Genomic DNA, 24,323 nt, shown 5'->3' with positions numbered 1-24,323 from the left:
CATGGACGTAGACCATTCATAAGCAAAAAGCCGGGCGTCTGAAAAGTCAGACGCCCGGCTTTGTTGTTTTACGGATCGCAGTCCAACGACTAGCTGAACTCAACGTCGCGGTTCTTGCCGGGCATCGGTACGGCGTAGCGGCCGTTTTCGTCGGGCATGATCGGCGCCGGGCCGTCGACGGTTAGTTTGTCGACGTTCGGTGCGAACTCGTGCTCGCAGTTCAGCATTTGGTCATAGGTGATTTCCTGACCGGTGTGAGCCGCCATCCGACCCATGCTGGTGACCAGGCTCGCTTCGACGCCGCGTGGGACTTCGTTGTACGGCTTGTTGTTGACAATCGCGTCAATGAAGTCGTTCCATTCCAATTGGTACGGATTTTCTTCTGGTTGCGGGAAAGCCCACGTTACTTCGCGGCGATTTTGGTTTTGACCGCTGAAGGTGCGAACCTTGCCTGGGGTGTGCCCCGAGGTGCTGACAATCGCCGAACCCTTGCTGCCGTGCACCGTGCTCGACATGTCGTTACGGCAACCGAGCATCGTGCGGCCATCAAAGAAAAGCTTCGATCCGTCGTCGTAGGTGTACTCGACAGCGTAGGAGTCAAAGTTTTGGTCGATGAAATCATCGCGATGATGACGTCCGCCCAGCGCTTGGGCTTTGACCGGCCACGAGTTCTTCATCCATGACGTTTCGTCAATCTGGTGGATGTAGAAGTCACTAAAGCAGCCGCCGCTGGCCCACAGGAAGCTATGGAAGCGTTCAATCTGGAACATCACTTCCGGAGTTTCGGCCGGTTTGCGGGTCGAGAAGGCCGAAGCGACCGGGCCATGCATGCGATAGGCGCGCATCATGATGATGTCGCCGATCTCGCCATCTTGAATGCGCTTGTGCAACTCTTGGCGACCGCGGCAGTGACGAACCATCAGGCCGACCGCTGATTTCAGGTTTTTCTCGTCCGCTTTTTCGGAGAGTGCGAGCATTCGCTTGGCGCTAGGACCATCGGCGATGACCGGCTTTTCCATGAAGACGTTCAAACCCTTGTCGATCGCGTAGGTGTAATGCACCCAGCGGAACGCCAGCGGAGTCGCCAGGATCACGACGTCGCCCGGGTTGAGAGCGTCCATCGCATCTTTGTAGGCTTCAAACCCGACGAACTGACGTTCTTTCGGGACGTCCACTTTTTCTTTGTTGGATTGGAACGAGCGATCGAGCGATTGATAGCTGCCGTCCAGGCGATGCTGAAAGACGTCCGCCAACGCGACCAGTTTGGTGCGGCCGCCGGGAACATTCAAGCAATCGGCCGCGGCGCCAGATCCACGACCACCACAGCCAACCAAAGCGACTTGGATCGTGTTGATTTCTTTTTCTTCGGCATGGACATGGGGAACGGCGAAGGCGGCTAGTGCCGAAGCGGTTCCGGCAACTTTGATAAAGTTGCGGCGGTTTTCTGTCTGTTCGATTCGTTCGCTCATTATCGATCCTGTCATAATGGGAAGGGTGGGAGGTGAAAAGAGAGAGGGGCTAGTAAACGTCGCGGGCACTGTTCCAGTAAAAGTACATTTCTTCCGGAGAAGGAACCTTCACAGGACGTACGATTCGAAATCCCAGTTGGGTCGCGTTGGTGTGATACCAAACGCTTTTCGGCAACTGCGGATCTTGTTGCTTCCACGAGGGGTCCGATCCGCGCCGCGCCGCCGATCGAAGTCGATCTGGATCATCGTCCCAGCCGCCGCCGCGTGCGGTACGCGGATATAGGGAGACCGGTTTGATGTACGGATTGTGGGTGTGAGCTTTGATTTTTTCAAAGTAGTCGGGCAAATATTGGTCGGCCGTCCATTCCATCACGTTGCCGTGCATGTCATGCAGCCCCCAAGGATTGGGCTTCTTGAGGCCCACCTTTTGATATTTTTCGTTGGAGTTGTCGTAGAACCAGCCATATTGTTTCAACTGGTCTGGGTCGTCGCCAAATGAGTAGGCGGTGTTGGTCCCGGCGCGGCAAGCGCACTCCCACTCGGCTTCAGTCGGCAGACGATAGAAGTGCCCTGTTTGGGCGCTCAGCCATTGGCAATATTTGTTGGCCGCGTGCTGCGTCATGCTGATCGCCGGATAGCCGTGCTGACCCATGCCAAAGCTCATCTCGGTATAGGGAGGAGTTGGCTGGCTGACCGCATCCACGATCGTATGCGCCTTCGCGTCATAGTCAATTCGCCCGCCATCTTTGCGACGGTCAATTTGGGTGATCATGAACGGTTCGTACTCGTCCCAGGTCACTTCACATTTGCCAATCCAAAAAGGATCGACTTTCACTTTGGTCTGCGGCCCCTCGTCGGCATGACGAAGCTCTTCGCTGTCGGGGCTGCCCATCAGAAACTCGCCGCCGGGCGTTGCGACCATGAGATATTCCACTTCGGTCAGCGGAATCTTCTTGGCGTAATCTTGCGGTTCGCCTGCTTCCGCTTTGGCCTGAGCAACGATTTTGGCGTGAATCTTTTTGACCAAGTCAAAGTCGTCTGCCGAAACAAAATTGCCAGCCGGTTTCGGTTTTGCGGTCAGGGTCGTACCTGCGGGCCACTCGGCGCCTTCGGTGATCCATTGACGTAGCAACTGAATGCTCTCTTTGGGCAGCGGTCCCCCAGAATGCAGCGGCGGCATCAGTTGATCGTCGGTGCGGTCGAGAACCGTCAACGTGTAGACCATGCTCTCGTCAGGAGCAGCGTCGACTAGCGCCTCGTCATAGCTGGTCTCGTTGGCCAGCTCTTTGGTCGTCAGATCGAAGTCCCCTTCGGGGGCGTCGCCTGAGTGACAAGAGACGCAGTTGGTCTCCAAGATGGGGGCGATCTGCTTGAGGAAATCGACTTTGTCGGCAGATGCCGAAATGCCTAGCCCAGCAATCGAGAGGAAACTACAAAGCTGGATGCTAATCTTGAAATAGCTGATCAATCGTCCGTTCCTATAATTCACAACGGCAGGCAACACTGGCAGGACTTTGGCGCCTTGCAGGAAGAAAGTACTCGGATCGCCCAACGCAATCGAGTACGACTCTTGGCGAACAAATCATTACCTACGGGGACACTCATTCTAGATAGTTCGCGTCAGGCAATCTCTCTTTTTCCACCGCTTAAGATCGCATAGGCAAAGTTTTTTTTGAAAAAACGCAACCGATGTCAGCTTGCCTGTTACTCTTCACGGCTTGGCGCTTCTCTAGCAAATAGCGGCAGATCCGGCGAGGTTACGTTCCAACTAGGGAGGCGAGTCACAAATACAGGGCCAGACTGCTTCAATACCCTGCCGACGCCATCGGTGCGAAGCTTCGTGTATTCCACCCATACTGACTACTGCTGCAAAGCCCTGATGGGAATCGATCGCAAACTGGGGGGTAGGGCTCGAGCTGCCAGTTTGCTTCGAATACCGATAAATAACCCGGTATATTTGCCTAATCCGCACAGATTCTACGACGGGACCCCCAGAAAGTAGATTAAGCTGGGCGTGCGATATTCCCCCAACAGATCTAGCTTCGTTAATCTTGCTAGACCTCCCTGGGTTCTTAGGTTAACGAATCTGGCCCAGTTTCAGACGATTTCTGTCTAGGCAAGATTGCCTGATTTTGTCAAAAGATGTCGATATTCCGTTAAAAACGCGGGATCACTACAATCTCCCCCTCAGACGTCCGGCATCCGTCGCGGATATTTATCCCATATTGGAAGAAACTGTCGTGCTTAAGATCGCATCTCCTCACAAACGAGAACGCCTTGATAAACCAGCAGGCGTCTATCCCATTCGCATTTGGTGGGAGTATGTAGGAGTCATCGGCGTCATTCATCTAGTGGCGTTATTGGCGTTTTGGCCTTGGCTGTTCAGTTGGACCGGTGTGATCTCGATCTTGGTGGGGCATCATCTGTTTGGCATGTTTGGGATGACGATCGGTTATCACCGATTGCTCACGCATCGCAGCTTTCAGTGTCCCTTGTGGCTAGAACATACCTTCGCGATCCTGGGCGTCTGTTGTCTGCAAGATACTCCGGCTCGTTGGGTCGCAACGCATCGCGTGCATCACCAGCACTCAGACGAGCAAGAAGATCCGCACACGCCGCTGGTCACCTTTCTCTGGAGCCAGATGGGCTGGTTGATGGTAAAGGATCGCAACTTCGGCAAGATGAACCACCTGGATCGATATGCGCGTGATATTGTTCGCGATCCGTTTTATCTGTGGCTTGAACGTGGACAGAATGGCCTGCTGATTTATTTAGCCCATGCGATTGCGATTACTTTGCTGGGCGGCGCAATTGGTTTTTTCACCGGCGGCTGGAGCGAAGCCTGGCGAATGAGCATGAGCCTATTGGTCTGGGGTGTCGCCGTTCGCACGGTCGTCGTGTGGCACATTACCTGGGCGGTGAACTCGGTCACGCATTTGTGGGGCTATCGCACCTATCAAACCAGTGATGACAGCCGAAACAATTGGTTGATTGGTTTGTTGTCGCACGGCGAAGGCTGGCACAACAATCATCACGCTTTGCCGACCTCCGCCGCGCATGGGCGACGTTGGTGGGAACTGGATCTTTCGTATCGCGTGATTTGGCTGATGGAAAAAGCAGGCTTGGCCTGGAATGTGGCGCGTCCTGATCAGAAGACGGCGACAAAAGTGAAGGCCGCCTAAACGGGCCTACGGTTGTTGACTTAAACGAAAAAAGCTCGTCGCACTGCGACGAGCTTTTTTCATGCGTGAATGACTTGTCTAGCTCTTCGACTTCTTCGCATAGGCGGCGACGTCGGCCGCTGCTTTGGTGGGCGTGCCGGGCTTGTTGAGGAAGCCGAGATCATTCAGCCACTCAACGTAGCGCGCGGTCCAAGTTCCAAACGGAATGCCGCCGCGATCTTTCAAGCCGCCGCCGTGCCCGCCGTTGCCGTAGATGTGCATCTCTAGATTTGGCGCGCCTGCTTTGAGCATGGCCGTAAAATAGTCGGTCGCCCACAACGCATGAACCTTGTCGCCTGATCCGGCCGACGCGATGAAGCTGGGGGGAACATCACGGGGAATGCGCGTCTCGGGATGGGCCGTAAACGGAGTTGGGCCGGGATAGATCACGCCGACAAAATCAGGTCGCGCCGAAATCTGGGCCAGCGCAGCTTGGTCGTCGCGATGCTCCCGCTCAAATTTTTCGTACAGCACGGCAGTCGGCGCCGAGAGTTCGGCGCCGGCCGAAAAGCCCATGATCCCGATCTTGGCTGGATCCAATTTCCACTCGGCCGCATGTGCCCGGACCAGACGAATCGCCTGAAACGCATCGTTCACTGCGTCGACTTCCGCGACATAGCCATCCACGCGCAAGCGATTGCGTAGGATGATGGTTGAGACTCCCTGCTTTTGGAAAAAAGCAACGCAATCAGCCCCTTCAGGCCCGACCCACAAAATCTTGTGGCCGCCGCCCGGCGCGACGATCACGGCTGTGCCTGTATTGTTCGGCTGGTCAGTCGCTAAATGGACTTCGATCGATGGGTTGTGAATGTTAATTACGTTGAGAATGTTTGCTGGTTTGTTCTCAAACGTCGAGTTGTAATTCTCCGCTTCGTGCACGCGAGCTTGATTCAATTGCGGTGAATCCGCCGGATAAAGCGGCAACACGATTCCGCCAGGCAAGATGGGCTGCGGTTGAAATGGTTCGGCTGCGGAAACGAGCGCAGGGAGGGCGACGAACAAAGCAGCCAACACAAATCGCGGAGCAATATCGACTCTCATAAACAGAGTTCCTAGGGGGGTAAATAGCGAAGGAGCAGGCAGGGCTTGGCGGTAAGTGCAGCGCTGCACCGCGGTCTGACGTCTCGTCGGCGGCAAAGCGGTGAACTATCATGATAGCTTGCGGCGTGTTACAAAGCCACGTTCCCCGGCGTTAATGATCCCTATTGCGGCCTTGCTCCACCAATGCGAAAAGATGTCCTATGACCAAACTGGTAACGATCGCCCTGCTGCTGACAATCACTAGCGCCGGATCTGCCGCTGAACCCAATCAATATGCGCAGCAGGCCGAAGAAGTCACCAGCCATATTCAGAAGACCTTCTTTGACGCGAAGAGCGGCGTTTACTTCAAAACGGTGAAACACGACCGGCTTGATTACGTCTGGCTGCAAAGTGTGATGTTCGCCAATCTAACCGCCGCCGCGCGGATCGAGCCAGCGAAGTATGGCGCGCAGCTAGACGCATACTTCAAGGCGCTTGACGGCTATTGGGATAGCCAGGCGAAGGTGCCCGGCTACGAAGCGGCGCCAACCCGCGGCAATGGAAACGACAAGTATTATGACGATAACGCTTGGTTGGTGATTACTTTTTTAGAAGCGTACGCAACGAACCACGATGCGCGGTACTTGAAGCGCGCCGACGAGACGCAAAAGTTTGTCTTAAGTGGTTGGGATGATGAGATCGGCGGTGGAATCTGGTGGCACGAACGTCACAAGGACGGCACCAAAAATACCTGCGCCAACGGCCCGGCCGCGGTCGGTTGTTTGCAATTGGCGAAGGTTGATACAGCGCAAGCTCCGGCTTTGATTGCCAAGGCGCGGGAGATCGTCGCATGGACCAACTCGGCGCTGCAGGATGATGATGGCCTGTTTGATGATCGCAAAGTGGTCGCCACCGGCGAAATCAAGCGAGGAAAATTAACCTACAACAGTGCACTGATGTTGCGAGCCAACTTGGGACTGTATCATGCCACCGGCGAGCAAGCGTATCTGGACGAAGCGAAGCGAATTGGGAAAGCGGCCGATTGGTTCTTGGATCAGCAGACCGGAGTTTATCGAGACGCCGTCCGCTACTCGCATTTCATGATCGAAGCCGATCTCGAACTTTATCGCGAAACGCACGAGCCTTACTTGCTAGAAAGGGCCCAGCGCAACGTTGACGCGATTTACGCCAACTGGAAAGCGAACCCGCCCGAAGACATGATGTCGAGCGCCTGCATCGCGCGCGTGTTGTGGCTGATGTCGGAAGCGAAGTCGTAGGGGAGAGCGTAGCTGACATTACTCCCAAGAATGGAAGGTTGATGATGAAGCTGCGAAGCAAGCGACTCGCGGTGATCTCGGTAGCAGGGCTGCTGTTGGTCGCTGGTGCTGTTTTCTATGTGAAATACTTCATGTTGCGCGCCATCGGCAGTGGTCCCGCAGGCCCCGAGGTGGCGGCGGCGCCATTTGCCGAAGTTTGGACGGATCAGCCTGTCCGCTTGGTCGGAATCGGCGACAGCGTCACAGCCGGATTGGGCGCCGACTCGGCGAGTCATTCTTACTTCAATCGGTTGCTTACCAATCCTGACGATGAGTTTCCCGAGATGCAGGGGCTTTGCCTGACGCGGGTGTTGCCGAATCTGACGCACGATAATTTTGCGATCTCTGGATCGACTTCCCGCGATCATCTGCAAGTGATCGAAGATCGCTTGGCGCCGCATGACCCGGCAGAGTTTGGCCTGGTGGTGATGACCACCGGCGGCAATGATTTGATCCACAGCTACGGGCGATCGCCTGCTCGCGAGTGCGCGATGTACGGCGCGACGCTTGCCCAGGCGAAGCCTTGGATCGATGCGTTTCGAGATCGCTTGGGAGAAATGCTGGTCAAAATCGAGGCCAGCTTTCCCGGTGGCTGCGAGATTTATCTCGCCGACATTTACGATCCGACCGACGGAGTTGGCGATGCGCCAAGCGTCTATCTTCCCGATTGGCCCGACGGCTTGGCGATTCATTCCCAGTACAACGAAGTGATCAACGAGGTCGCCGCATCGCATCCCAACGTGCACATCGTGCCGATGCACAAGACTTTCCTGGGACATGGCGCTCACAGCAGTCAGTTCTGGCGATCGACCTATGTCGCCGATGATCCGCATTATTGGTTCTTTGAAAACATCGAAGACCCCAACGACCGTGGTTACGACGCGATCCGCCGCGTGTTTCTTAATACGATCGTAGAGAAGTCCTCGCTGCGAGGCTCGAAATAGCACGACGAGTATTGCTAAGGTGTTGGCGTCAAGGTCGCCTCGACGGCTTCGATACGATCCAAAGGGATCGGAATACACTGCCCCCACGCGGCGCAGTTGTAGCCGAAACAAGCGTAAGTAATTCTCGACCGCGACGGACTTCCCACCGCCGTTTTTCCTGTCTGAGAATCAATGTAGCGAAACAAAAACGAATGCTTCGGAATTCCGTAGATATGGCAGGAGAGGGTCGTCGCTTCCTCGATACCCTGCGGTTCGGCGCGTAGAGTTAGACTTGCGAAGGTGCTATTCGAGAAGCTTCCTCCTAGGCAATCTCCTTTCTGAACAGTCAGACGTATTTTTAAAGGGTCGAACTCCGGCAGGGTTAGCTCGGTTTCGGTTTGCGCGATGGGAATTTTGACAACCGGCGCTGCTGCGAAGGCTCCGCCACCGGTTTTGGGGACTTCGACCGCTTCGTAGAAGAATCTCTGACGTTGCTGATAGGGCCTAATCTCCAAGTGATCAATTTCCGATAGTCGAAAATTGAATCTCACGATATCGCGACGTGGCTCAGTAGCGCCGAACGCAAGCCAGCGATTGGGAAACTGCTTTTGTCCGTTCTTCGCGACTGCCGTCAGGTGAAATCGCCCCCGTCTCTCATTAGGGCTCATGTCAAGAATCAATGCAGTCGTGCCTAGATGCTCGTCTGACACCGGATAGAAACCGGTCCCTGAACTCCAGCCGGCGAAACCATCTTGGATTTCGGTGATGGTAATTGTGCCTGTCCGAAAAAAAACGGATGTATTCGCCGTAGGGGGCAGCTTATGCCAACTGGCGTTTTCCCAAAAGCTGTGTACGCAAAGCCAGACATCTAGTTGCTGCGGAATCTCTTTGCCAAGTCCATAAATCTGAATGAGATTTGGTTCCAAAAGTCGCCAGCCAAAGGACTGGTCCATTTCTGAGAGCAGCACTCGCGATTGATGATCAAAGACTTTAACCTCCACAATCTCGCAAAGGTCCGGCCCTGGCGCGATTTCCAACTGAACCACGTCGAGCCAAGCGGCGCAGGAGGTCATCGTGCTTACATCCGGCGCGAGACCAATTAAAGGTGTGCCATCACCCGACTGAATGACGACCGATCCGTCACGGCGGTTGCGCGCCATCGAACGGATGGTGATTGTGTTGGAGCCGATGCGGTAAGTTTGCGAGCGGGTCGATGACGCTTTCTCGTATAGCGCAATCCCATAGGTTGGCGACCTGTAGATGCAGATCTTCCAGATCCCCAGAGCAACGGCAGAAAAGGCAATTAGCCCGAACAGAAAGCGGAGCGAGAACCGCTTTCGGTTGGAACTAGTTTTGTTCTCCGCTTCCATGCTTCACCAATGCTTCAGAGTCCGTATGCGGCGTTTAGTCAGCGTGATAACCGCGCCACATCCATATCAGCGTATCGGCCAGGGTGGCTTCAAAGACTTTACCGTCGCAGTGGCGCGTCGCTTTGCTGTAGACGTAGCGATAGTCGTAGCCTTTTGCTTTTAGCGCGGCGGCGGTTCGCTCGTTGGCCATCACCCAGTTGTGATAGGTCTCGGCCGGGTCCTTGGCGCGATTGTCGAACTCGGAGACGTGGGTGAAGATTCGCAGCGGTTTCTTTTCGCTGGTTTCGATTAGTTTTTTGCCCGAGTGATATTCCCACGCTCCCAGCGGGTACTCAATCTCTTCCGCCGCATCGTTGTCTTGCTGATCGACGAAGGTGCCAGAGTAGGTGATCAAGCGGCGGAACAGGTCAGGGCGAAACCAACCGGCGGTTAGCGCCGCGGCGCCGCCAGAGCTGCAGCCCATGATCGCTTTGCCCCACGGATTGTCGGTGAACGCGATGTGCGGATAAGCGGCTTTGATCTGAGGATCGTTCAAAACGGCTGGCAGCACTTCGTCGTTAATGAACTGAGCAAACCGGCCTGACATGGTGTCGTACTCCAGGCCTCGCTGACTTCCGTAGCTATCGTTGCCGCCGTTTTCGACCGCGATCGCGATGAAAGCCGGGATGCGTCGTGCGGGATCTTTGGCGATCGTCAGATTGTCGAGCGCGTTACGGACCAGGTTAAGCCGACTGGGACCATCGAGCGTGACCAAGATCGGCGCTTTGGTTCCATCTTTGTAGGTGGCGGGAATGTAAACAAAGATCTTGCGCGCGACGCGAACCGGTTTGTTGGGATCGAGCGTCTTGTCATCGCCGCGATAGATCTTGCTCTCGGCCAGCGGCATGCTGAACTCAAAATATTTGCCTTGGGGGTTTCCTTGGTCGGTCAGGTCGGGATCGATTTTGTAATCAGGACCGATGATGTAGTTGCCGTTTCCGCTCTCGCCAGGCGTCTCGGTGTAGGTTTCGGCGGCGGAAGCCAGCGATGCCGCGGTGATCATGACGAGCGCGAAAAGCGTGAGTAAGTGGTTTTTCCAAAGCATGGTGGGACCATCGAGGGTGAGAGAGCCGGGGTTGGGTCTCCTTCATCCTAGCACGCCGGAAGTCGGTTTTCCTGCCTAGGAGTTCACTGCGGAGAACTCTTTCTCCGTCAAAAATGTTGATCCCCATATAATAGTTAGGTATTGACCTAAGTAATGTGGGAAGTTAAAAAAAGAGAGGCTTAGGGTGAAGCGGCGCTACAAGCCTGCGGAACCTCGGCCGATTGGGGACAAGGTCTAAACGCATGGTGAAGAAATCAGCTTCGATTGACAGCGTCTTTCGCGCGTTGTCCGATCCGACGCGTCGTCAGGTGCTGCAACGGCTGAGTCGCGGACCGGCCACGGTCAGCGAATTGGCTGAGCCGTTCGAGATGGCGCTGCCATCGTTCGTGCAACATTTGGGAATTTTGGAGAAGTGCGATCTTGTTCGTTCGACCAAATCAGGTCGCGTTCGGACGTTCCGGCTAATTCCGCAATCGTTGCAGATCGCCGAGGATTGGCTGGGCCAACAGCGCAGCCTGTGGGAACGCCGCTTGGATCAGTTGGATGACTACCTTTTAACACTCAAGGAAAAGCAATCATGAATCGCGCGTTCACTATTGAGCCTGATCCGAATCTCGACCTCGTGCTGGAGCGTGTCATCGATGTTCCTCGCGAATTAGTCTGGACTGCTTGGACGACGCCAGAGCATGTTTGCAAATGGTTTTGTCCGCGCCCCTGGACGGTGACCGACTGTGAGATCGACCTGCGTCCCGGCGGGATCTTTCGGACGACGATGTGCTCGCCGGAAGGAGAGGAACATCCGAACATCGGCTGTTATTTGGAAGTAATCCCCGGTGAACGCCTGATCTGGACCGACATGCTGTTGCCCGGCTTTCGTCCTGCCGAGCAAGGCTTCATGACGGCGATTCTGACGCTGGAGTCCGTGGAAGGGGGAACACGCTACAAAGCCGTCGCGCTGCATCGCGACGAAGCGACGCGCAAGCAGCACGAGGAGATGGGTTTCCACGAAGGCTGGAGCACGGTGCTGGATCAACTGGTCGAAGTGGTGAAGTCTTGGTGAAGCGTGTATTAGGCGTCGCTCAAGATCTTCTGCAGCGCCGGAACATACGCGTCGGCATACCGCATCATGCCCAGGTCGTTGGGATGCGAGCCATCGGTCGCCGCTTCGCCGTCGCTGCCTAACAGATCGTCGCCGGGCAGGTAGTGCAGGTTTTTGATGCCTGCGGTTTGCAGATTGTCAAAGGCGGTGCGGAATGCGGCGCGACTGTCGGCATGTCGCTGTCGCGAGGACTGACGGAACGGGGCGAACGTGTAAGTGCGATCTTCGACCAGCAAGATTGGCGTCTGGGGATAGGCTTTGCGCAGTTGCCGGACCAGCGGTTCGGTCTTTTCAGCGACGACAGGACCATCGACATTCGGCAGGCAGTCAATGATAAAGACGGCCGGGTCGAGTTCGCACAAAAACTCGCCCACTTCCGATTCTAAACGTCCGTTGCCGGAGAAGCCGAGATTGATCACCGGGCGATTCATGCGACGGCCTACGATTCCGGTGATCGACATGCCGGGACGTGACGCACACGCGCCGTGCATGATCGACGTTCCATAGAAGACGAGCGGTTTTTCGGTACGCGGAGCGACCCCGGCAAAGTCGCTGCCGGTCGGGACGCCGATTTCCAATGAATCGATGCCGTTATAGAGCGGCAAGTAAAGGGTGTAAAGTCGTCGCTGGCCGCTGGGCAGCGGATCAATCTCATTGGTCAGCAACGCGTCGACCGTTTGCGCAGTTGGCTTCGAAACCGCCAGCCAGCGGTCCTGCCCTTCTTCGTTGCGTGCGTACAAGTCAACGCCGCTGACACCGGTCGCAGGCATATGCGGCATGGCCAGATTGCTGCTGAGCAGCTTGTAGCGAGCATGAACCGCCGGAGCGTCGGTTTCAAAGCGAACGAGCATGCCTGCCGAGTGTCGGCTGAGGCTCCAGACGGCGGCGCGAACTTTGCCTTCGGCGCGACTCGGCAAGCGATCGAAGTACCGAGCTGTATCGTCCCAACCTTTGCCTTCGACTCCCCACTCTTGCACGTTGTACCAGTCGACTCCATCAGCGACTTCCGGCTTCAACTCTTTGGCCTGCAACAGGCCCGGCAGTGTAGAGGCTGCAGCAGTCGCAGCAGAAAGGGCCAAGAAGCGGCGGCGATTTAACGGGTAAGTCATGGTATTGGCTCAAGGGGAGGTGATGCTGGAGGAGCGTCTGGCAAGATCGTACAATCGGCTTTCCACAGGTTGTGGGCACTGTAGTATAACCTGCGAGCGAAGGTTGATCCAAACAGCCTCGCTGCAGGCGATCGGCTATGGTAGGTCCGCCGCTTTGACCTGAAACGATAGATTGAGCCACTCTTATGAATCTCTCAGTCACGGGGCAGATTCTGCAAGTTCGCGCTCCGGCGATTAATTTCTACGTCCTGCGTGATCACGAAGCTCTTTATCTGATTGACGCAGGTTTTATCGGCGGATTGCGACTGATGAAGCGTGCTTTGGCGCGGCGTAGTTGGGGGCACTTGCCGATTCGCGGCATCCTGGTGACGCATGGACACCTTGATCATATCTTGAATGTGCAATTAATCGCGCGGCGCTATGGGGCATGGATCGCTGCGCCTCGACTGGATGCAGAGCAGTATGTCGGACGCTCTGACTATCCGGGCAAAGCTCGCGTGGCAAAGTGGCTAGAAAGAATCGGCCGACCAATCCTTGGATTTCAACGGTTCACGCCGGATCGTCTCTTAAATCACGGCGATGTGCTGGATGTCTGGCAAGGACTTCAGGTGGTTCACTTGCCGGGACATACCGCGGGGCATATGGGCTACTACTGTGCGCAGCGAAGACTTTTGTTTAGCGGCGACCTGTTTGTCAGTTATCGCGGCGCGGCTCGCTTGCCGCCGGATATTTTTAACTCTCAGCCAGAGCAAATTCCTGGCAGCGTCGCAGCGGCGCTGCAATACGATCTAAAGGGAGTTTTGCCGAACCACGGTGATCACTCGCCGCCAGCTGAACACTTGCGGCGGTTGCGCGCTTTGGACGCGAGACTGGCCGCTCGCAAGGAAAGCGATTAGTGATCCGCAACGGGCTCATCGCAAGGAGATTGCGGCAGATGGACATGGTATTTATCCAAGAGCTTCGCGTACTCTCCGTTGCGGCATAACTCTTTCAGCTGCTTGTTAAACGCATCACGCATCATTTCACTCGCGAATCCCACTTTGAAATTGGTGACGCCGGGGAACAGCTTGATCTCGCGAACCTCATCCAGCGAATACCCGAGCGACTGCGAAAAATGATCGAAGATGTTGCGATCGATCACGATGACCGCATTCTCCGCTTTCCAGAACAGCTCGACTTGCTGCTTTTGATCAGCAACTTCCTTGTACTTGGCGCGATCGGGGCCGTCGGGGGCGAACATCTGCTTGAACTGGTCTCCGAGTTCGGTGTACGCGTTTTGCCAGGTCAGCACTTCGTACTTGCCGAGATCACTGACGGAGTCGATTTGCACGTCCGCCGACTTCTTTACGATCGCAACATTCTCGAAAGCGATAAAATCACTGGAGTCGAACTCGTTGTCGTTCACTTGCCGAATGCCGACCGAAATGTCCGCTTTCTTACTCGGTACGGCCGATTCCAGTTCTGCATACGGCATCTGGATGTAAGTCAGTTTAAGCCCCAGAAACGCCGCATTCATCAGATCAACCTCCAGCCCGCTGGTCGCTTTGTCTAGCACATACGGCGGAATGTCGGGTGAGATCGCTACGGTGATTTTTTTCTGTTTGGATGGTGCATCATGAGCCTGGTCGGCAGGCGTACAACCGATCCCCCAAATCATCGCAGCGAGACTGGCGTTGAATAGTGTACGAGCCAATGAGAACTTCATGGGGATTTACTCGATCACAAGAAGAGCCGCAGAGCGAAAATAAGATTGAATTGAGACTCTGATTCTAACCCGTTTGGATGTGCTTTGCACGTTGCAAAAAGGATTCTGGAGTCGAGCCAGTTGCTGTGATCAATCACGATTCTCAGGAATACGTCCAAACGCGATCTTTTCTTCCATCGCATGTTGATGATGATGCACCGATCCGAAAAAGAGGGCCGATGGCCCCCAGCGATCGGTGATCTCATCAAGCACTGCCGACAATTTGCACGGCTGCTCAAGTTCTTCGAACAGCGATCGCGTTACTTGCGACGCCAAGCGTAGATCGCTGACGCAAACGTCCACTTTTAACAGGGGCAGCCCATGACGCGGGCGCCCCTTCCAAAGCTTTTCAAACTGTAAGAGCAGCGACGGCGTATCTTGCAGGCAAGGGATCGGTGACTTGGTCTCGTAGCGACCCCCGCGAACATCCCTGACCGAGAGCTGCAGTACGTTGGCGAAATAGCCAGAGCGACGTAGTCGCTGCGCCAGTTTGCAGATCAGTTTGACCAGGATGCAGTGAGCGCCTTCGTCGTTGCGAAACTGCGGGGCAAGAACGTTGCCGTGGCTCATTGATTGGCGTCGTGTCGGCGGCTCAGGTTCATCGACTCCATGCAGACCGGCCCAATATCGGGCTCCCGAGATCGAACCCCAGGCCTGGGTCATCTGGTCACGGCTGAGGTTCCAGAGTTGGCGAATATTGGTCACGCCATGTTGTCGCAACCGCCCTTCGATCCCGACGTTGATGCCGTTCAGCTTGGTCAGCGGCAAATGCTCAATCCGATCGGGCAAAACTTCCTGAGGCAGCGCAGTAAATCCATGCGGCTTTTCTAGACCGGTGGCAATTTTGGCCAGTAGTCGCGTTGCAGCGATCCCGATAGAGCAAGACATCCAGAGCCCGATCTCCTGGGCTACTTGCCGCTTGATGCGAAATGCCAAGCGGCGAGCTTGCGGAAACTGCTGATCCGCGCCACGTAGCCGAATCGTCCACTCATCGATTGAGTAGACGCGCTCGATCGGGGCGCACTTCTCAACGCTGGCCAGCAGACGGTGGTGCATCTTTACGTAAACGTCAGGGCGAGCTTTGACCAGTTGGATGTCGGGGCAAAGTCGTCGCGCGTCGTGGACCTTGGTCCCCACTTTTACGCCAAATCGTTTGGCGTCATAACTGGCCGCAATGATGCTGGTATGATCTGTATCCAGCGGGATCACGCCAACCGGCCGCTTTCGCAGCTCGGGCCGCAATTGCTGTTCGACCGAGGCGAAATAGGAATTCATATCCATCCAAAGCCAGTTCATGGCTTCCATGGCGCTTGCCTTTTAAACCGATAGTGTTCAGGTGTTCACTTTGTATCGGTTTTTGAATTGCGCCGCAAGAGACTTTTTTTCTCCCGCGCTATTCGACTACGCCGTTTGCATCAGCAGTGCATGTCGATGCAGTCGGACATTGACGACGATGCCGATATGAATCACCAGCGCAGTCGCCAGGCCGACGATGTGAGCCATCATCCCTAGCCCATTGCTTTCGCTCAGGATGATCCAGGTAAAGCCGCCGATCGGCAGGAACAAAAAGATCGCAGTCCATAGGCCGGGATTGTAGCGGTGCATCGCCAAGGTCATGGCGATGTGGGCCAGTGCGTTCAAAAGCATCGTGTAAACGGCGATCAAGCCCCAACCAACGTCAAACAGGCCGGCCATCAGAAGTGCGGCAAAATAGACGATCCAGACGCAACCAACGTTGATCCACATGGTGGCCCGCGGCGTGAGCGCTTCGCAGCCGCCGGCGACGTTTTCGTTGATAAAGCGGCGAAATCGATCGCCCAGATGCTCTTCCAACTGATGGGCTTGATAGACGATCAGTTGCAACAAAACCAAGACCAGCGCAAAACTCCAAACGCCTGCGACCAGCGGCAACAATCCAATCAAAAACAGCATCGAGACGGCGCCAGCAAAAGGCCAGTTGTCATCGAGCCATTTGAGCGGAGCCGGTGTTTTTTCTGGGATCGACATGGGCCGCAAGCCTCTGCGTAGGTAATTAGATTTGCCGAAAGAAATCTGGCAAATCTACGTCGCAGCAGAGGCTTGTCAAATGGCCATTTTTCGCTTCCCTCTGGGGGCTGTATTAAACTGGTTTGGGATTTCGCTCTTCAAACCCGCGTTGGTGCCAATAGGGATAGGCCAGCGTCGTTTCGCTGGCGGCATCCAGCTGCGCGACTTGTTCCGCCGTCAGATTCCAGTTGACGATGTCCAGGTTTTGTTTGAGCTGTTCTTCGGTTCGGGCGCCCACAATCACGGTGGCTACGGTGGGGCGCTGCAAGACCCAGTTTAGCGCGACCTGGGCGACGCTTTTACCGGTTTCGGCGGCGACCTTGTCGAGCGCATCGACCACGTCATAGACTTGCTCATCCGTAACCGGCGGACCAATGTCGCGGGCAACTTGGCTTTGCAGGCGGGTATTCTCGGGCAGCGGCTGTCCGCGGCGGATCTTGCCGGTTAAACGTCCCCAGCCAAGCGGGCTCCAGACGACGGCGCCAACCTTTTGATCCAAAGCTAACGGCATCAGTTCCCATTCGTAGTCGCGACCGACTAGCGAGTAATAAGCCTGATGGGCGACATACCGGGCCAGCCCGTATTTTTCGGAGATGGCCAGCGATTTCATTAGGTGCCAGCCTGAAAAGTTGGAGCAGCCGATGTAGCGGATCTTGCCGGCGCGGACCAGATCGTCAAGCGCCATCATCGTCTCTTCGATCGGCGTCGTCGCGTCAAAGCCATGCAGTTGGTAGAGATCAATGTGGTCGGTTTGCAGGCGACGAAGACTGTTCTCGACCGCTTCGATCAGGTGATAGCGAGACGAGCCGACATCGTTGGGCCCGTCGCCGGTACGAAAGGTTCCTTTGGTGGAGATCAACACTTGCTCGCGGCGACCGCGCAGCGCCTGTCCCAGGATCTCTTCGGCCGCGCCTTGCGAATACATGTCGGCCGAGTCGAACATGGTTAGGCCAGCGTCGAGACAGATGTCGATTAGCTTGGTCGCTTCGGCGACATCGGTGCTGCCCCAGGCTTTAAAAAATTCGCCTCCGCCGCCAAAAGTTCCGGTGCCAAAGCTCAAGACGGGTACTTTGAGCCCTGATCCGCCGAGTTGTCGGTATTGCATGATCTTTGTCTCCTGGGTGGCTAGTGAAGTAGCTTACCGAACTTTTTCAGTTCGTTTGTGTCTTGGGTTGATCTCTTGCTCTTATTAACGCGATCTGGCAGGCCAAGACAAGTTGGCGTTGGGCTTTGGGAAGAAAAGAATGATTTGCGTGATTCTCCCTTACGCACTTTGGGCGACTTGTGAAGGTGAAATCGAAGTCCCTCGCTATAATCAAGTCGAACGCTTTCCTCTATCGTGATGAGACATCTATGCTGGGCCCTGGCCAAACTCCCCACAATCAACTTGACGCTTCCAGCGGTCAAACGCTGGGGCTGACCGACTATCTGTTGAAGATTTTGAACGCGCGGGTCTACGATGTAGCGAATGAATCGCCGCTAGAGCCTGCGTCTCGGCTGTCGAAACGACTGGGCAATGCGGTCTGGTTCAAACGCGAAGACAGCCAGCCGTCGTTTAGTTTCAAACTGCGCGGCGCCTTCAATAAAATGGCCCATTTGACGCCGGAGCAGCTGTCTCGCGGCGTCATCTGCGCCTCGGCCGGAAATCACGCGCAAGGAGTCGCCATCAGCGCGCTTCGCCTGGGCTGTCGCGCCATGATCGTGATGCCGGTGACGACTCCCCAATTGAAGATCGAAGCAGTTCGCTCGTTTCACGGCGAGGTCACGCTGCATGGCGAAAGCTATACCGACGCTTACGCCTACGCGATGCAGCTAGCCGTTGAGCAAGGCTTGACCTTCGTGCATCCGTTTGACGATCCCGATGTAATCGCTGGTCAAGGAACGATTGCGATGGAGATCTTGCAGCAATTGCAGCAGCCGATTCATGCGATCTTTTGCGCGATCGGCGGCGGCGGCTTGATCTCTGGCGTCGCCGCCTATGTGAAAGCGGTGCGGCCTGAGATCAAAGTGATCGGCGTGCAGGTCACCGATTCGAACGCGATGATCCAATCGGTCGCTGCAGGGCGGCGCGTGCAGTTGAGCGAGGTCGGGCTCTTCTCGGACGGTACCGCGGTCAAGTTGGTTGGCGAGGAAACTTTTCGAATCACCAAGGCGCTGGTCGATGAGTTTGTAGTGGTCGACAACGACGCCGTTTGCGCAGCGATCAAAGATGTGTTTGAAGATACGCGCAGCATTCTCGAACCGGCGGGCGCATTGAGCGTCGCTGGTCTCAAAAAGTATGTCGCCGAAAATCAACGGACCAACGAGAATCTGATCGCCGTCACCTGCGGCGCCAACATGAACTTTGATCGGCTGCGGTTTGTCGCCGAACGGGCCGAAGTGGGCGAACAACGCGAGGCGCTGTTCGCGGTGTCAATTCCGGAGCAACCAGGCAGCTTTAAGCGATTGTGCGAGATCCTGGGGACACGTGGGATTACGGAATTCAACTATCGAATGTCCGATGACGCCCAGGCCCATGTCTTTGTCGGGCTGACTACGTCCAACCAGCAAGACCGAGCGGAGACGATCCAGCGGCTTCAGCAGAATGGCTTTGCTGCCGTCGATTTGACCAATGACGAACTGTCGAAAATGCATGTACGGTACATGGTTGGGGGACGAAGTCCGCATGCCCAAGACGAACGGCTTTATCGCTTTGACTTTCCGGAACGCCCCGGCGCGCTGATGAAGTTTTTGTCGCACATGCCGCCCAGTTGGAATATCAGCCTGTTTCACTATCGCAGTCAAGGAGGCGATGTCGGCCGGATCCTGGCCGGACTTCAGGTGCCCGCGTGTGATATCACCGGCTTCGAGAAATTTCTGCAAGGGTTGGCCTATCCATGCGTTGATGAGACCAATAACCCAGCGTATCGACTCTTCTTGTAGTGGTCTCGTGTGCTGGGGGGCTGAAGCAAGCGGCGCACGAGACGATGTTGTTTTAGAACATCCGCACCAACAAGCGGATGCCAACAAAGCAAAGCGCCAGCGCCAGCATCTTGACGATTAGCGACCCTTTCAGCTTGGTCGAAACCGCGGCGCCGATCGGTGCGCCCATCATGACGCCGACCGCCAGGTACATCGTGGTCGAGAGATCCCCTTCAAACTCACCCATGGTGACATGCGTGATCGTCGCGGTGAGCGCGATAAAGGTAAGCACAAAATGAGAAGTCGCCGTCGCGAAATGGGGCGGCATCCGTAGCGCGCGGATCAAAAACGGAACGTGAATGATTCCGCCGCCGATGCCAAGCAGGCTAGAAACAACGCCGATATAGGCGCTGCCCAGCGAGCCGATCAACATCCGTGTCCCGGCGATGGGTTGAACGTCGTCATCTTCATTGCCGGTGGCTCCCAGCGGATTCGTGAAGAGCCAGCCGCCGATCAGGACCAGCAACGAACCAAAGATCGGATCGAACAATTGCCGCGGCATCACATGCACCAGCAGCGTGCCCAAGATCGCGCCGGGGATGCCTGCAATGGTGAAGATCGTCCCGGCGCGATAGTCGATTCGACCCATGCGCATGTAGGCGACGGTACCGGAGTAAGCATTGAAAAAGACAACCGCTAGAGAAATCGCGGTAATCTTGGCAGGCGATTCCTCAGGCATCATGATCAGCAAAATCGGCACTAGCACCGATCCGCCACCGGCGCCCACCAAAGTTCCATAGCCGCCGACCAGGAAACCGATGGGCGCGTATCGGAGGAACTCTTGCATTTCAGGAGAGAGCATCGCGCGGACCTTAGATCTGATAGTCGAACGGAGGTCCCGGCGGCCGCTGCCGGTCAACTGAGTCAATCGGAGGAACAGGGCGAGCTGGCCAGAGCTTCTCGAAGGCCAGATGCGTCGCCCAACCCCAAACGAGCGGAACAATCACACTAGCGGCGATTAGTAATGGCGTACTCACTGGATTCTCCCGAAACGCAACAAAAGCGGCGGAGTCGATTGTACGCCTTTCAGCATGCTCGCCAACCGTGGAGAGTTTGCCGGTGCTGTCAGCAGTAATTGCACGCTAATGGGTGATAATGATGCTTTATCGGGCAATAAGTCGCCGTTTCGACTTTTCACGAACGGTCATTCATTTTCCCCCTATCCAAAACCACGTAGGCAGCTACAATTTGGCACTGAACTGGCCAGATGGACATCTCGTCAGTTTCAATGTTGAGCACGCACCAACACCCTTGAGGCGTTGGGTTGATCTACTTCAATCTTTTGGCCAGGCTTCCTCGGATTTGCTTGGCGTTCAAGATTTCAGACTGGCATTAATCGCTTCCTTTCATTCGGCCGCTTGCCTTTGGCTTGCGAATCTGAAATGACAGGCCGAATGAACGCGACTACCTCGCGGCCGATCTGCATGTAGCGGATCTTAGCGTCTCTCGACCCAAAAATGCGTCATGTCGCACGAATTGGTCTTGGTATCAATTCTGCAACATCAAATTTGCTAACCGCAAATTTGTTGGTCATTGACGCAGCCAGTAGCCGCCGGAGCACACCTATACTTCCTCGAGCGCTCGAGGACTGCGCCCGTTGCGGTCGCATTTACTTAACTACGTTAGGAATGATTTGAGTATCACTAGTTTCCGCGAATTGCAGCTTAGCGAATCGATCCAAGAAGCGTTGGCCGCCGAGAATTATCACACCCCGACCCCGATTCAGGGTCAGGCCATCCCGCATTTGATGGCCGGAAGCGACCTGATTGGTTGCGCTCAGACCGGCACCGGCAAGACTGCGGCCTTCGCATTGCCAATTTTGCATCAATTGGATTTGAGTCGCAGTCGTGCGGATGCGTGTGCTCCGCAGGTGTTGGTGCTGTCGCCGACCCGCGAATTGGCGACGCAAATCGCCGACAGTTTCAACTGCTACGGTCGCAACATCAAGTTTCGCCTGACGACCATCTTTGGGGGCGTTGGCCAAAATCCGCAAGTTCGCGCTTTGAAGCGTGGCGTGCATGTCGCGATCGCGACGCCGGGGCGTTTGCTCGACCTCATGGATCAAGGTTATGTCGATCTGAGTCAGGCCAAGACGTTTGTTTTGGATGAAGCGGACCGCATGCTCGACATGGGGTTCATGCCGGCGCTCAAGACGATTGTCTCGAAGTTGCCGAAGCAGCGTCAGACGATTTTCTTTACCGCGACAATGCCGCCGAAGGTCGCCCAGTTGGCCTCTGGCTTGCTGCAGAACCCGGTCCGGATCGAAGTCGCCCCCGAGTCGACCACGGCCGAACGCGTCGAACAACGCTTGCTGTATTGCAATCAAGGGGACAAGCGAGCTCTGCTCGAACATTCGCTGCAAGCCGAAGGAGTCGGTCGCACCCTGGTCTTCACCAAGACCAAGCATGGCGCTGATCGTTTGGCCAAAGAGCTAAATGCTTCGGGGATTCGTACCGACGCGATCCATGGCAACAAGACGCAGAACAAACGCAATCGCGCTCTGGAAAGCTTCCGTAGTGGTCGCTTGCAAGTGTTGGTCGCAACTGACGTCGCCGCACGCGGTATTGATGTCGACGGCGTCACGCATGTCGTCAACTTCGATCTGCCGATCGATCCAGAGAGCTACGTCCATCGCATTGGACGTACCGGCCGCGCCGGCAAAGATGGTATCGCCCTCTCGTTCTGCGATTTCAGCGAACATGGCACGTTGCGTGCAATTGAACGTTTGATTCGCACTACGATTACAGTTGACATCGATCACCCGTTCCATGTTGAGCCGCGCTCGCGTGGCCCGCGTTCAGGCGGTGGCGGACCGCGTCGGAGCTACGGCAGTTCGTCGGGGCGTCCAGCCGGCAGTAGTCGCAGTGCAGGCGGCGGTCACAGCAGTGGTCGCAGCGGCGGCGGTTATTCGCAAGGCGGAGATTCAAGCGAACGTCCGAAAACCTATGGCGCTGGTCGCAGCGGCGGAGCCAAGCGAACTGGCGGAAAACGCCCTTTCGGCGCCAAGTCGAAGCGTGCTGACTAGACGCATTTGCTGAGAAAATCGAAGCCGCCGGCAAGGGATCTTGTCGGCGGCTTTTTTATTTCTTGATGAAGAGTTCGGTTTGAGCTAGGTCCAGATATCGACGGCTGCGAGCCTTCCGGCTAGGTTGAAATCTGCCGTAGCGGCTGCCCGGGGAACGCGCTGACAGAAAATGAACGATGAAAATTCTAGCGAGAGACAATATGATTCGCTCGATAGCGGTGGTGGGGATAGTTTGGATCAGTCTGCTTGGCCCCGCACTGGCGCAAGACAAATCCGCTTGGAGCGTGCGGGAGCAGCAGCCGATCGATCAATTTGTGATTCAAGCCCATCGCGGCGCCGGAGAACTCTCAGAAGAAAATACGCTGGAAGCATTCGAGTTAGGCTGGAGTCTGAATTGCATTCCTGAGGCGGACGTTCGCACTACCAAGGATGGAGTTATTGTCGCTTTTCATGACGCCAACTTTGCCCGGGTGGTGAAGGATGTGACGCCCGAGATGGCCAAGCAAGGGGTCCAAGATTTGACCTTGGCCGAACTGCGGAATCTGGATGTTGGTTCGTGGAAAGGGACCAGCTTTGCAGGGCGGCAAACGCCGACACTAGCCGATGTTTTCGCTTTGATGCGGAAAGATCCGACGCGACGGGTTTACCTTGACTGGAAAGACGCCGATCTGCCGCAACTCGCAGCTTTGGTGAAAACCGCAGGCGTTGAATCCCAGGTGATCTTTGCATCGACCTTGTATCCCAAGCTCCGCGAGTGGAAGCAACTGTCACCGCAGTCACAAACATTGCTCTGGATGCGCGGCGATGACGCCAAGCTTGAGCAGCGATTCGAGGAACTCCGCAAGACAAACTTTGCAGATGTCACCCAGTTGCAGATCCATGTTCATCTGGTGCGTGCGGCCGATAAGATCAAGCGGGCTGACGAGAATCCGTTTGAAGAGTCGGACGCTTTTTTGATTGCTCGCGGCCATGAACTCCGGAAGCAGGGGATCTTGTATCAAACGTTGCCTTACGGCGGAGCGAGTGAGGCAATCTATCTGAAGCTGCTCGATCTCGGCTTCATGTCGTTCGCAACCGACCATCCGCACGTCACTTGGGACGCAGTGAAGTCCTACTATAATGAGAGCAAGTAGGTTAAGCCTTGCTCTGACCCACAAAAGCGTCAGCGGCTAGACGCTTGGCGTAGGTGCGAACATCCGCAGGCCAAGCTGCCGACATCTCGTCAAATCGCGATTCGTTGGCGGCGAACAACGAGCGGGTTGCTTCTTCAAAGCCTTGCATGTCGCCTGCCATGGTCGACATAAATCGATAGGCTACTTCCTGCGCGCGACGAATCCGATCGGCGGGCGCATTGACGCGTTTTGCTTCTTCAACCAGACGTCGCAAGGCTGCCGATGCGCCGCCGGGTTGCGTGTCTAACCAATCCCAATGCCGCGGCAGCAGCGTCACTTCGCGAGCGACGACACCCAGCTTGGGTCGCCCTCGACCACGCGTCGCAATTGGCGCCGCTGCCGCTTCGGCAGGCTCGTCTTCCGCCGCCCACTGCGCCGCCGTTTCTAGGCGATCCAGCACTTCGGCCAAGCTGCCGCGAAAGTCAACTTCGACTTGCTGCGCTGAAGAGTCAGCAAAGATCAGAACCGGGGCATGATCCGCCGTTTGCAATGTTTGATAGATCACCGGAGCAATGGCCGCCATCTCGCCAGAGCTGATCAATCGAAAGCCCTCAAACGCTGTACACGCAGTTTTTGCCGTCGCAAGCATGTTACATTCCTAATCAGTTAGATTGTCGCCGAATTTTACCCGGGTAAAAATAATCGGCAAGCTGAAACAGAGAAATTGAGGGAAATTGCGCCGAATCGTTTATGGTGGCCCCGTTCTAGAAAAGGAGTCTCGCGTCAGACCTGCTTCACCATTTGGCAGCAAGTCTGTCGCGATC

The 24,323-nt window shown here is 55.7% G+C and carries 22 protein-coding genes; 9 read left to right on the top strand and 13 right to left on the bottom strand.

What is annotated here, in order from left to right; all coding sequences use genetic code 11:
- Positions 1 to 89 precede the first annotated feature (89 nt).
- Positions 90 to 1,469 carry a Gfo/Idh/MocA family protein gene (locus SH421x_RS21925; RefSeq protein ID WP_488852156.1) on the bottom strand — a complete coding sequence of 460 codons (1,380 nt, stop codon included), beginning with the start codon at positions 1,467 to 1,469 and terminating at the stop codon, positions 90 to 92.
- A 49-nt stretch (positions 1,470 to 1,518) separates the two neighbouring features.
- On the bottom strand, positions 1,519 to 2,937 hold the full coding sequence (locus SH421x_RS21920; protein ID WP_488852155.1) for an SUMF1/EgtB/PvdO family nonheme iron enzyme: 1,419 nt from the start codon (positions 2,935 to 2,937) through the stop codon (positions 1,519 to 1,521).
- A 772-nt stretch (positions 2,938 to 3,709) separates the two neighbouring features.
- On the opposite strand from SH421x_RS21920, the gene SH421x_RS21915 reads away from it, so the two are divergent.
- Positions 3,710 to 4,651 carry an acyl-CoA desaturase gene (locus SH421x_RS21915; protein WP_488852154.1) on the top strand — a complete coding sequence of 314 codons (942 nt, stop codon included), beginning with the start codon at positions 3,710 to 3,712 and terminating at the stop codon, positions 4,649 to 4,651.
- A 78-nt stretch (positions 4,652 to 4,729) separates the two neighbouring features.
- Here the strand turns inward: SH421x_RS21915 and SH421x_RS21910 are convergent, their stop codons facing one another.
- The gene (locus tag SH421x_RS21910; RefSeq protein ID WP_488852153.1) at positions 4,730 to 5,731 is read right to left on the bottom strand and encodes an alpha/beta hydrolase; all 1,002 of its coding nucleotides are present in this window, start codon (positions 5,729 to 5,731) and stop codon (positions 4,730 to 4,732) included.
- 200 nt (positions 5,732 to 5,931) lie between these two features.
- On the opposite strand from SH421x_RS21910, the gene SH421x_RS21905 reads away from it, so the two are divergent.
- Both SH421x_RS21905 and SH421x_RS21900 read left to right on the top strand, forming a co-directional pair.
- Positions 5,932 to 6,987: a glycoside hydrolase family 76 protein gene (locus tag SH421x_RS21905; RefSeq protein WP_488852152.1), complete on the top strand. Its 1,056-nt coding sequence runs from the start codon at positions 5,932 to 5,934 to the stop codon at positions 6,985 to 6,987.
- Between the two features lie 41 nt (positions 6,988 to 7,028).
- A complete protein-coding gene (locus SH421x_RS21900; RefSeq protein WP_488852151.1) occupies positions 7,029 to 7,970 on the top strand; it encodes an SGNH/GDSL hydrolase family protein in 942 nt (313 codons plus the stop codon).
- Positions 7,971 to 7,984: 14 nt separating this feature from the next.
- On the opposite strand, the gene SH421x_RS21895 is transcribed toward SH421x_RS21900, so the two are convergent.
- A complete protein-coding gene (locus SH421x_RS21895; protein WP_488852150.1) occupies positions 7,985 to 9,319 on the bottom strand; it encodes a hypothetical protein in 1,335 nt (444 codons plus the stop codon).
- Positions 9,320 to 9,353: 34 nt separating this feature from the next.
- Positions 9,354 to 10,403, bottom strand: coding sequence for an alpha/beta hydrolase (locus tag SH421x_RS21890; RefSeq protein WP_488852149.1), 1,050 nt, complete (start codon positions 10,401 to 10,403; stop codon positions 9,354 to 9,356).
- 242 nt (positions 10,404 to 10,645) lie between these two features.
- Here SH421x_RS21890 and SH421x_RS21885 point away from each other — a divergent pair, with 242 nt between their 5' ends.
- Both SH421x_RS21885 and SH421x_RS21880 read left to right on the top strand, forming a co-directional pair.
- The gene (locus SH421x_RS21885; protein ID WP_488852148.1) at positions 10,646 to 10,984 is read left to right on the top strand and encodes an ArsR/SmtB family transcription factor; all 339 of its coding nucleotides are present in this window, start codon (positions 10,646 to 10,648) and stop codon (positions 10,982 to 10,984) included.
- Positions 10,981 to 11,463: an SRPBCC family protein gene (locus SH421x_RS21880; protein ID WP_488852147.1), complete on the top strand. Its 483-nt coding sequence runs from the start codon at positions 10,981 to 10,983 to the stop codon at positions 11,461 to 11,463. Before SH421x_RS21885 ends, SH421x_RS21880 begins: the two co-directional genes overlap by 4 nt.
- A gap of 8 nt (positions 11,464 to 11,471) precedes the next feature.
- Here SH421x_RS21880 and SH421x_RS21875 read toward each other — a convergent pair whose 3' ends face one another.
- A complete protein-coding gene (locus tag SH421x_RS21875; protein WP_488852146.1) occupies positions 11,472 to 12,611 on the bottom strand; it encodes an SGNH/GDSL hydrolase family protein in 1,140 nt (379 codons plus the stop codon).
- 185 nt (positions 12,612 to 12,796) lie between these two features.
- Between SH421x_RS21875 and SH421x_RS21870 the strand changes: the two genes are divergently transcribed.
- Positions 12,797 to 13,507, top strand: coding sequence for an MBL fold metallo-hydrolase (locus tag SH421x_RS21870; RefSeq protein ID WP_488852145.1), 711 nt, complete (start codon positions 12,797 to 12,799; stop codon positions 13,505 to 13,507).
- Here the strand turns inward: SH421x_RS21870 and SH421x_RS21865 are convergent.
- From SH421x_RS21865 to SH421x_RS21850, 4 genes are all read right to left on the bottom strand, one after another.
- Positions 13,504 to 14,316, bottom strand: coding sequence for a substrate-binding periplasmic protein (locus SH421x_RS21865; RefSeq protein WP_488852144.1), 813 nt, complete (start codon positions 14,314 to 14,316; stop codon positions 13,504 to 13,506). The genes SH421x_RS21870 and SH421x_RS21865 overlap by 4 nt on opposite strands.
- Positions 14,317 to 14,445: 129 nt before the next feature.
- On the bottom strand, positions 14,446 to 15,651 hold the full coding sequence (locus SH421x_RS21860; RefSeq protein ID WP_488852143.1) for a Y-family DNA polymerase: 1,206 nt from the start codon (positions 15,649 to 15,651) through the stop codon (positions 14,446 to 14,448).
- Between the two features lie 105 nt (positions 15,652 to 15,756).
- On the bottom strand, positions 15,757 to 16,362 hold the full coding sequence (locus SH421x_RS21855) for an HXXEE domain-containing protein (protein ID WP_488852142.1): 606 nt from the start codon (positions 16,360 to 16,362) through the stop codon (positions 15,757 to 15,759).
- 112 nt (positions 16,363 to 16,474) lie between these two features.
- Positions 16,475 to 17,506 carry an aldo/keto reductase gene (locus SH421x_RS21850; RefSeq protein ID WP_488852141.1) on the bottom strand — a complete coding sequence of 344 codons (1,032 nt, stop codon included), beginning with the start codon at positions 17,504 to 17,506 and terminating at the stop codon, positions 16,475 to 16,477.
- Between the two features lie 248 nt (positions 17,507 to 17,754).
- On the opposite strand from SH421x_RS21850, the gene ilvA reads away from it, so the two are divergent.
- Positions 17,755 to 19,323 (top strand): threonine ammonia-lyase, biosynthetic, encoded by a 1,569-nt coding sequence (gene ilvA / locus SH421x_RS21845; RefSeq protein ID WP_488852140.1) that lies wholly within the window; start codon positions 17,755 to 17,757, stop codon positions 19,321 to 19,323.
- Between the two features lie 52 nt (positions 19,324 to 19,375).
- On the opposite strand, the gene SH421x_RS21840 is transcribed toward ilvA, so the two are convergent.
- Complete coding sequence (locus tag SH421x_RS21840; protein WP_488852139.1) at positions 19,376 to 20,164, bottom strand: sulfite exporter TauE/SafE family protein; 789 nt, start codon at positions 20,162 to 20,164, stop codon at positions 19,376 to 19,378.
- Between the two features lie 10 nt (positions 20,165 to 20,174).
- Positions 20,175 to 20,339: a hypothetical protein gene (locus SH421x_RS21835; protein WP_488852138.1), complete on the bottom strand. Its 165-nt coding sequence runs from the start codon at positions 20,337 to 20,339 to the stop codon at positions 20,175 to 20,177.
- 656 nt (positions 20,340 to 20,995) lie between these two features.
- Between SH421x_RS21835 and SH421x_RS21830 the strand changes: the two genes are divergently transcribed.
- Together SH421x_RS21830 and SH421x_RS21825 are read left to right on the top strand one after the other, a co-directional pair.
- Positions 20,996 to 22,387, top strand: a complete 1,392-nt coding sequence (locus SH421x_RS21830) for a DEAD/DEAH box helicase (RefSeq protein WP_488852137.1) — start codon at positions 20,996 to 20,998, stop codon at positions 22,385 to 22,387.
- A 200-nt stretch (positions 22,388 to 22,587) separates the two neighbouring features.
- Positions 22,588 to 23,520, top strand: coding sequence for a glycerophosphodiester phosphodiesterase (locus tag SH421x_RS21825; RefSeq protein WP_488852136.1), 933 nt, complete (start codon positions 22,588 to 22,590; stop codon positions 23,518 to 23,520).
- Between the two features lies 1 nt (position 23,521).
- On the opposite strand, the gene SH421x_RS21820 is transcribed toward SH421x_RS21825, so the two are convergent.
- On the bottom strand, positions 23,522 to 24,148 hold the full coding sequence (locus SH421x_RS21820) for a DUF2239 family protein (RefSeq protein ID WP_488852135.1): 627 nt from the start codon (positions 24,146 to 24,148) through the stop codon (positions 23,522 to 23,524).
- Positions 24,149 to 24,323 lie beyond the last annotated feature (175 nt).

It is taken from the genome of Blastopirellula sp. SH421 (assembly GCF_057808535.1).
This window is presented reverse-complemented; position numbering and strand designations above follow the sequence as displayed.

Excerpts from the sequence above, each read along its gene's own strand:
- ilvA (WP_488852140.1), top strand. The coding sequence starts at position 17,755 with ATGCTGGGCCCTGGCCAAACTCCCCACAATCAACTTGACGCTTCCAGC.
- SH421x_RS21855 (WP_488852142.1), bottom strand. The coding sequence starts at position 16,362 with ATGTCGATCCCAGAAAAAACACCGGCTCCGCTCAAATGGCTCGATGAC.
- SH421x_RS21885 (WP_488852148.1), top strand. The coding sequence starts at position 10,646 with ATGGTGAAGAAATCAGCTTCGATTGACAGCGTCTTTCGCGCGTTGTCC.
- SH421x_RS21900 (WP_488852151.1), top strand. The coding sequence starts at position 7,029 with ATGATGAAGCTGCGAAGCAAGCGACTCGCGGTGATCTCGGTAGCAGGG.
- SH421x_RS21820 (WP_488852135.1), bottom strand. The coding sequence starts at position 24,148 with ATGCTTGCGACGGCAAAAACTGCGTGTACAGCGTTTGAGGGCTTTCGA.
- SH421x_RS21850 (WP_488852141.1), bottom strand. The coding sequence starts at position 17,506 with ATGCAATACCGACAACTCGGCGGATCAGGGCTCAAAGTACCCGTCTTG.
- SH421x_RS21905 (WP_488852152.1), top strand. The coding sequence starts at position 5,932 with ATGACCAAACTGGTAACGATCGCCCTGCTGCTGACAATCACTAGCGCC.
- SH421x_RS21860 (WP_488852143.1), bottom strand. The coding sequence starts at position 15,651 with ATGAACTGGCTTTGGATGGATATGAATTCCTATTTCGCCTCGGTCGAA.
- SH421x_RS21910 (WP_488852153.1), bottom strand. The coding sequence starts at position 5,731 with ATGAGAGTCGATATTGCTCCGCGATTTGTGTTGGCTGCTTTGTTCGTC.
- SH421x_RS21925 (WP_488852156.1), bottom strand. The coding sequence starts at position 1,469 with ATGAGCGAACGAATCGAACAGACAGAAAACCGCCGCAACTTTATCAAA.
- SH421x_RS21895 (WP_488852150.1), bottom strand. The coding sequence starts at position 9,319 with ATGGAAGCGGAGAACAAAACTAGTTCCAACCGAAAGCGGTTCTCGCTC.
- SH421x_RS21880 (WP_488852147.1), top strand. The coding sequence starts at position 10,981 with ATGAATCGCGCGTTCACTATTGAGCCTGATCCGAATCTCGACCTCGTG.
- SH421x_RS21840 (WP_488852139.1), bottom strand. The coding sequence starts at position 20,164 with ATGCTCTCTCCTGAAATGCAAGAGTTCCTCCGATACGCGCCCATCGGT.
- SH421x_RS21825 (WP_488852136.1), top strand. The coding sequence starts at position 22,588 with ATGATTCGCTCGATAGCGGTGGTGGGGATAGTTTGGATCAGTCTGCTT.
- SH421x_RS21865 (WP_488852144.1), bottom strand. The coding sequence starts at position 14,316 with ATGAAGTTCTCATTGGCTCGTACACTATTCAACGCCAGTCTCGCTGCG.
- SH421x_RS21875 (WP_488852146.1), bottom strand. The coding sequence starts at position 12,611 with ATGACTTACCCGTTAAATCGCCGCCGCTTCTTGGCCCTTTCTGCTGCG.
- SH421x_RS21870 (WP_488852145.1), top strand. The coding sequence starts at position 12,797 with ATGAATCTCTCAGTCACGGGGCAGATTCTGCAAGTTCGCGCTCCGGCG.
- SH421x_RS21890 (WP_488852149.1), bottom strand. The coding sequence starts at position 10,403 with ATGCTTTGGAAAAACCACTTACTCACGCTTTTCGCGCTCGTCATGATC.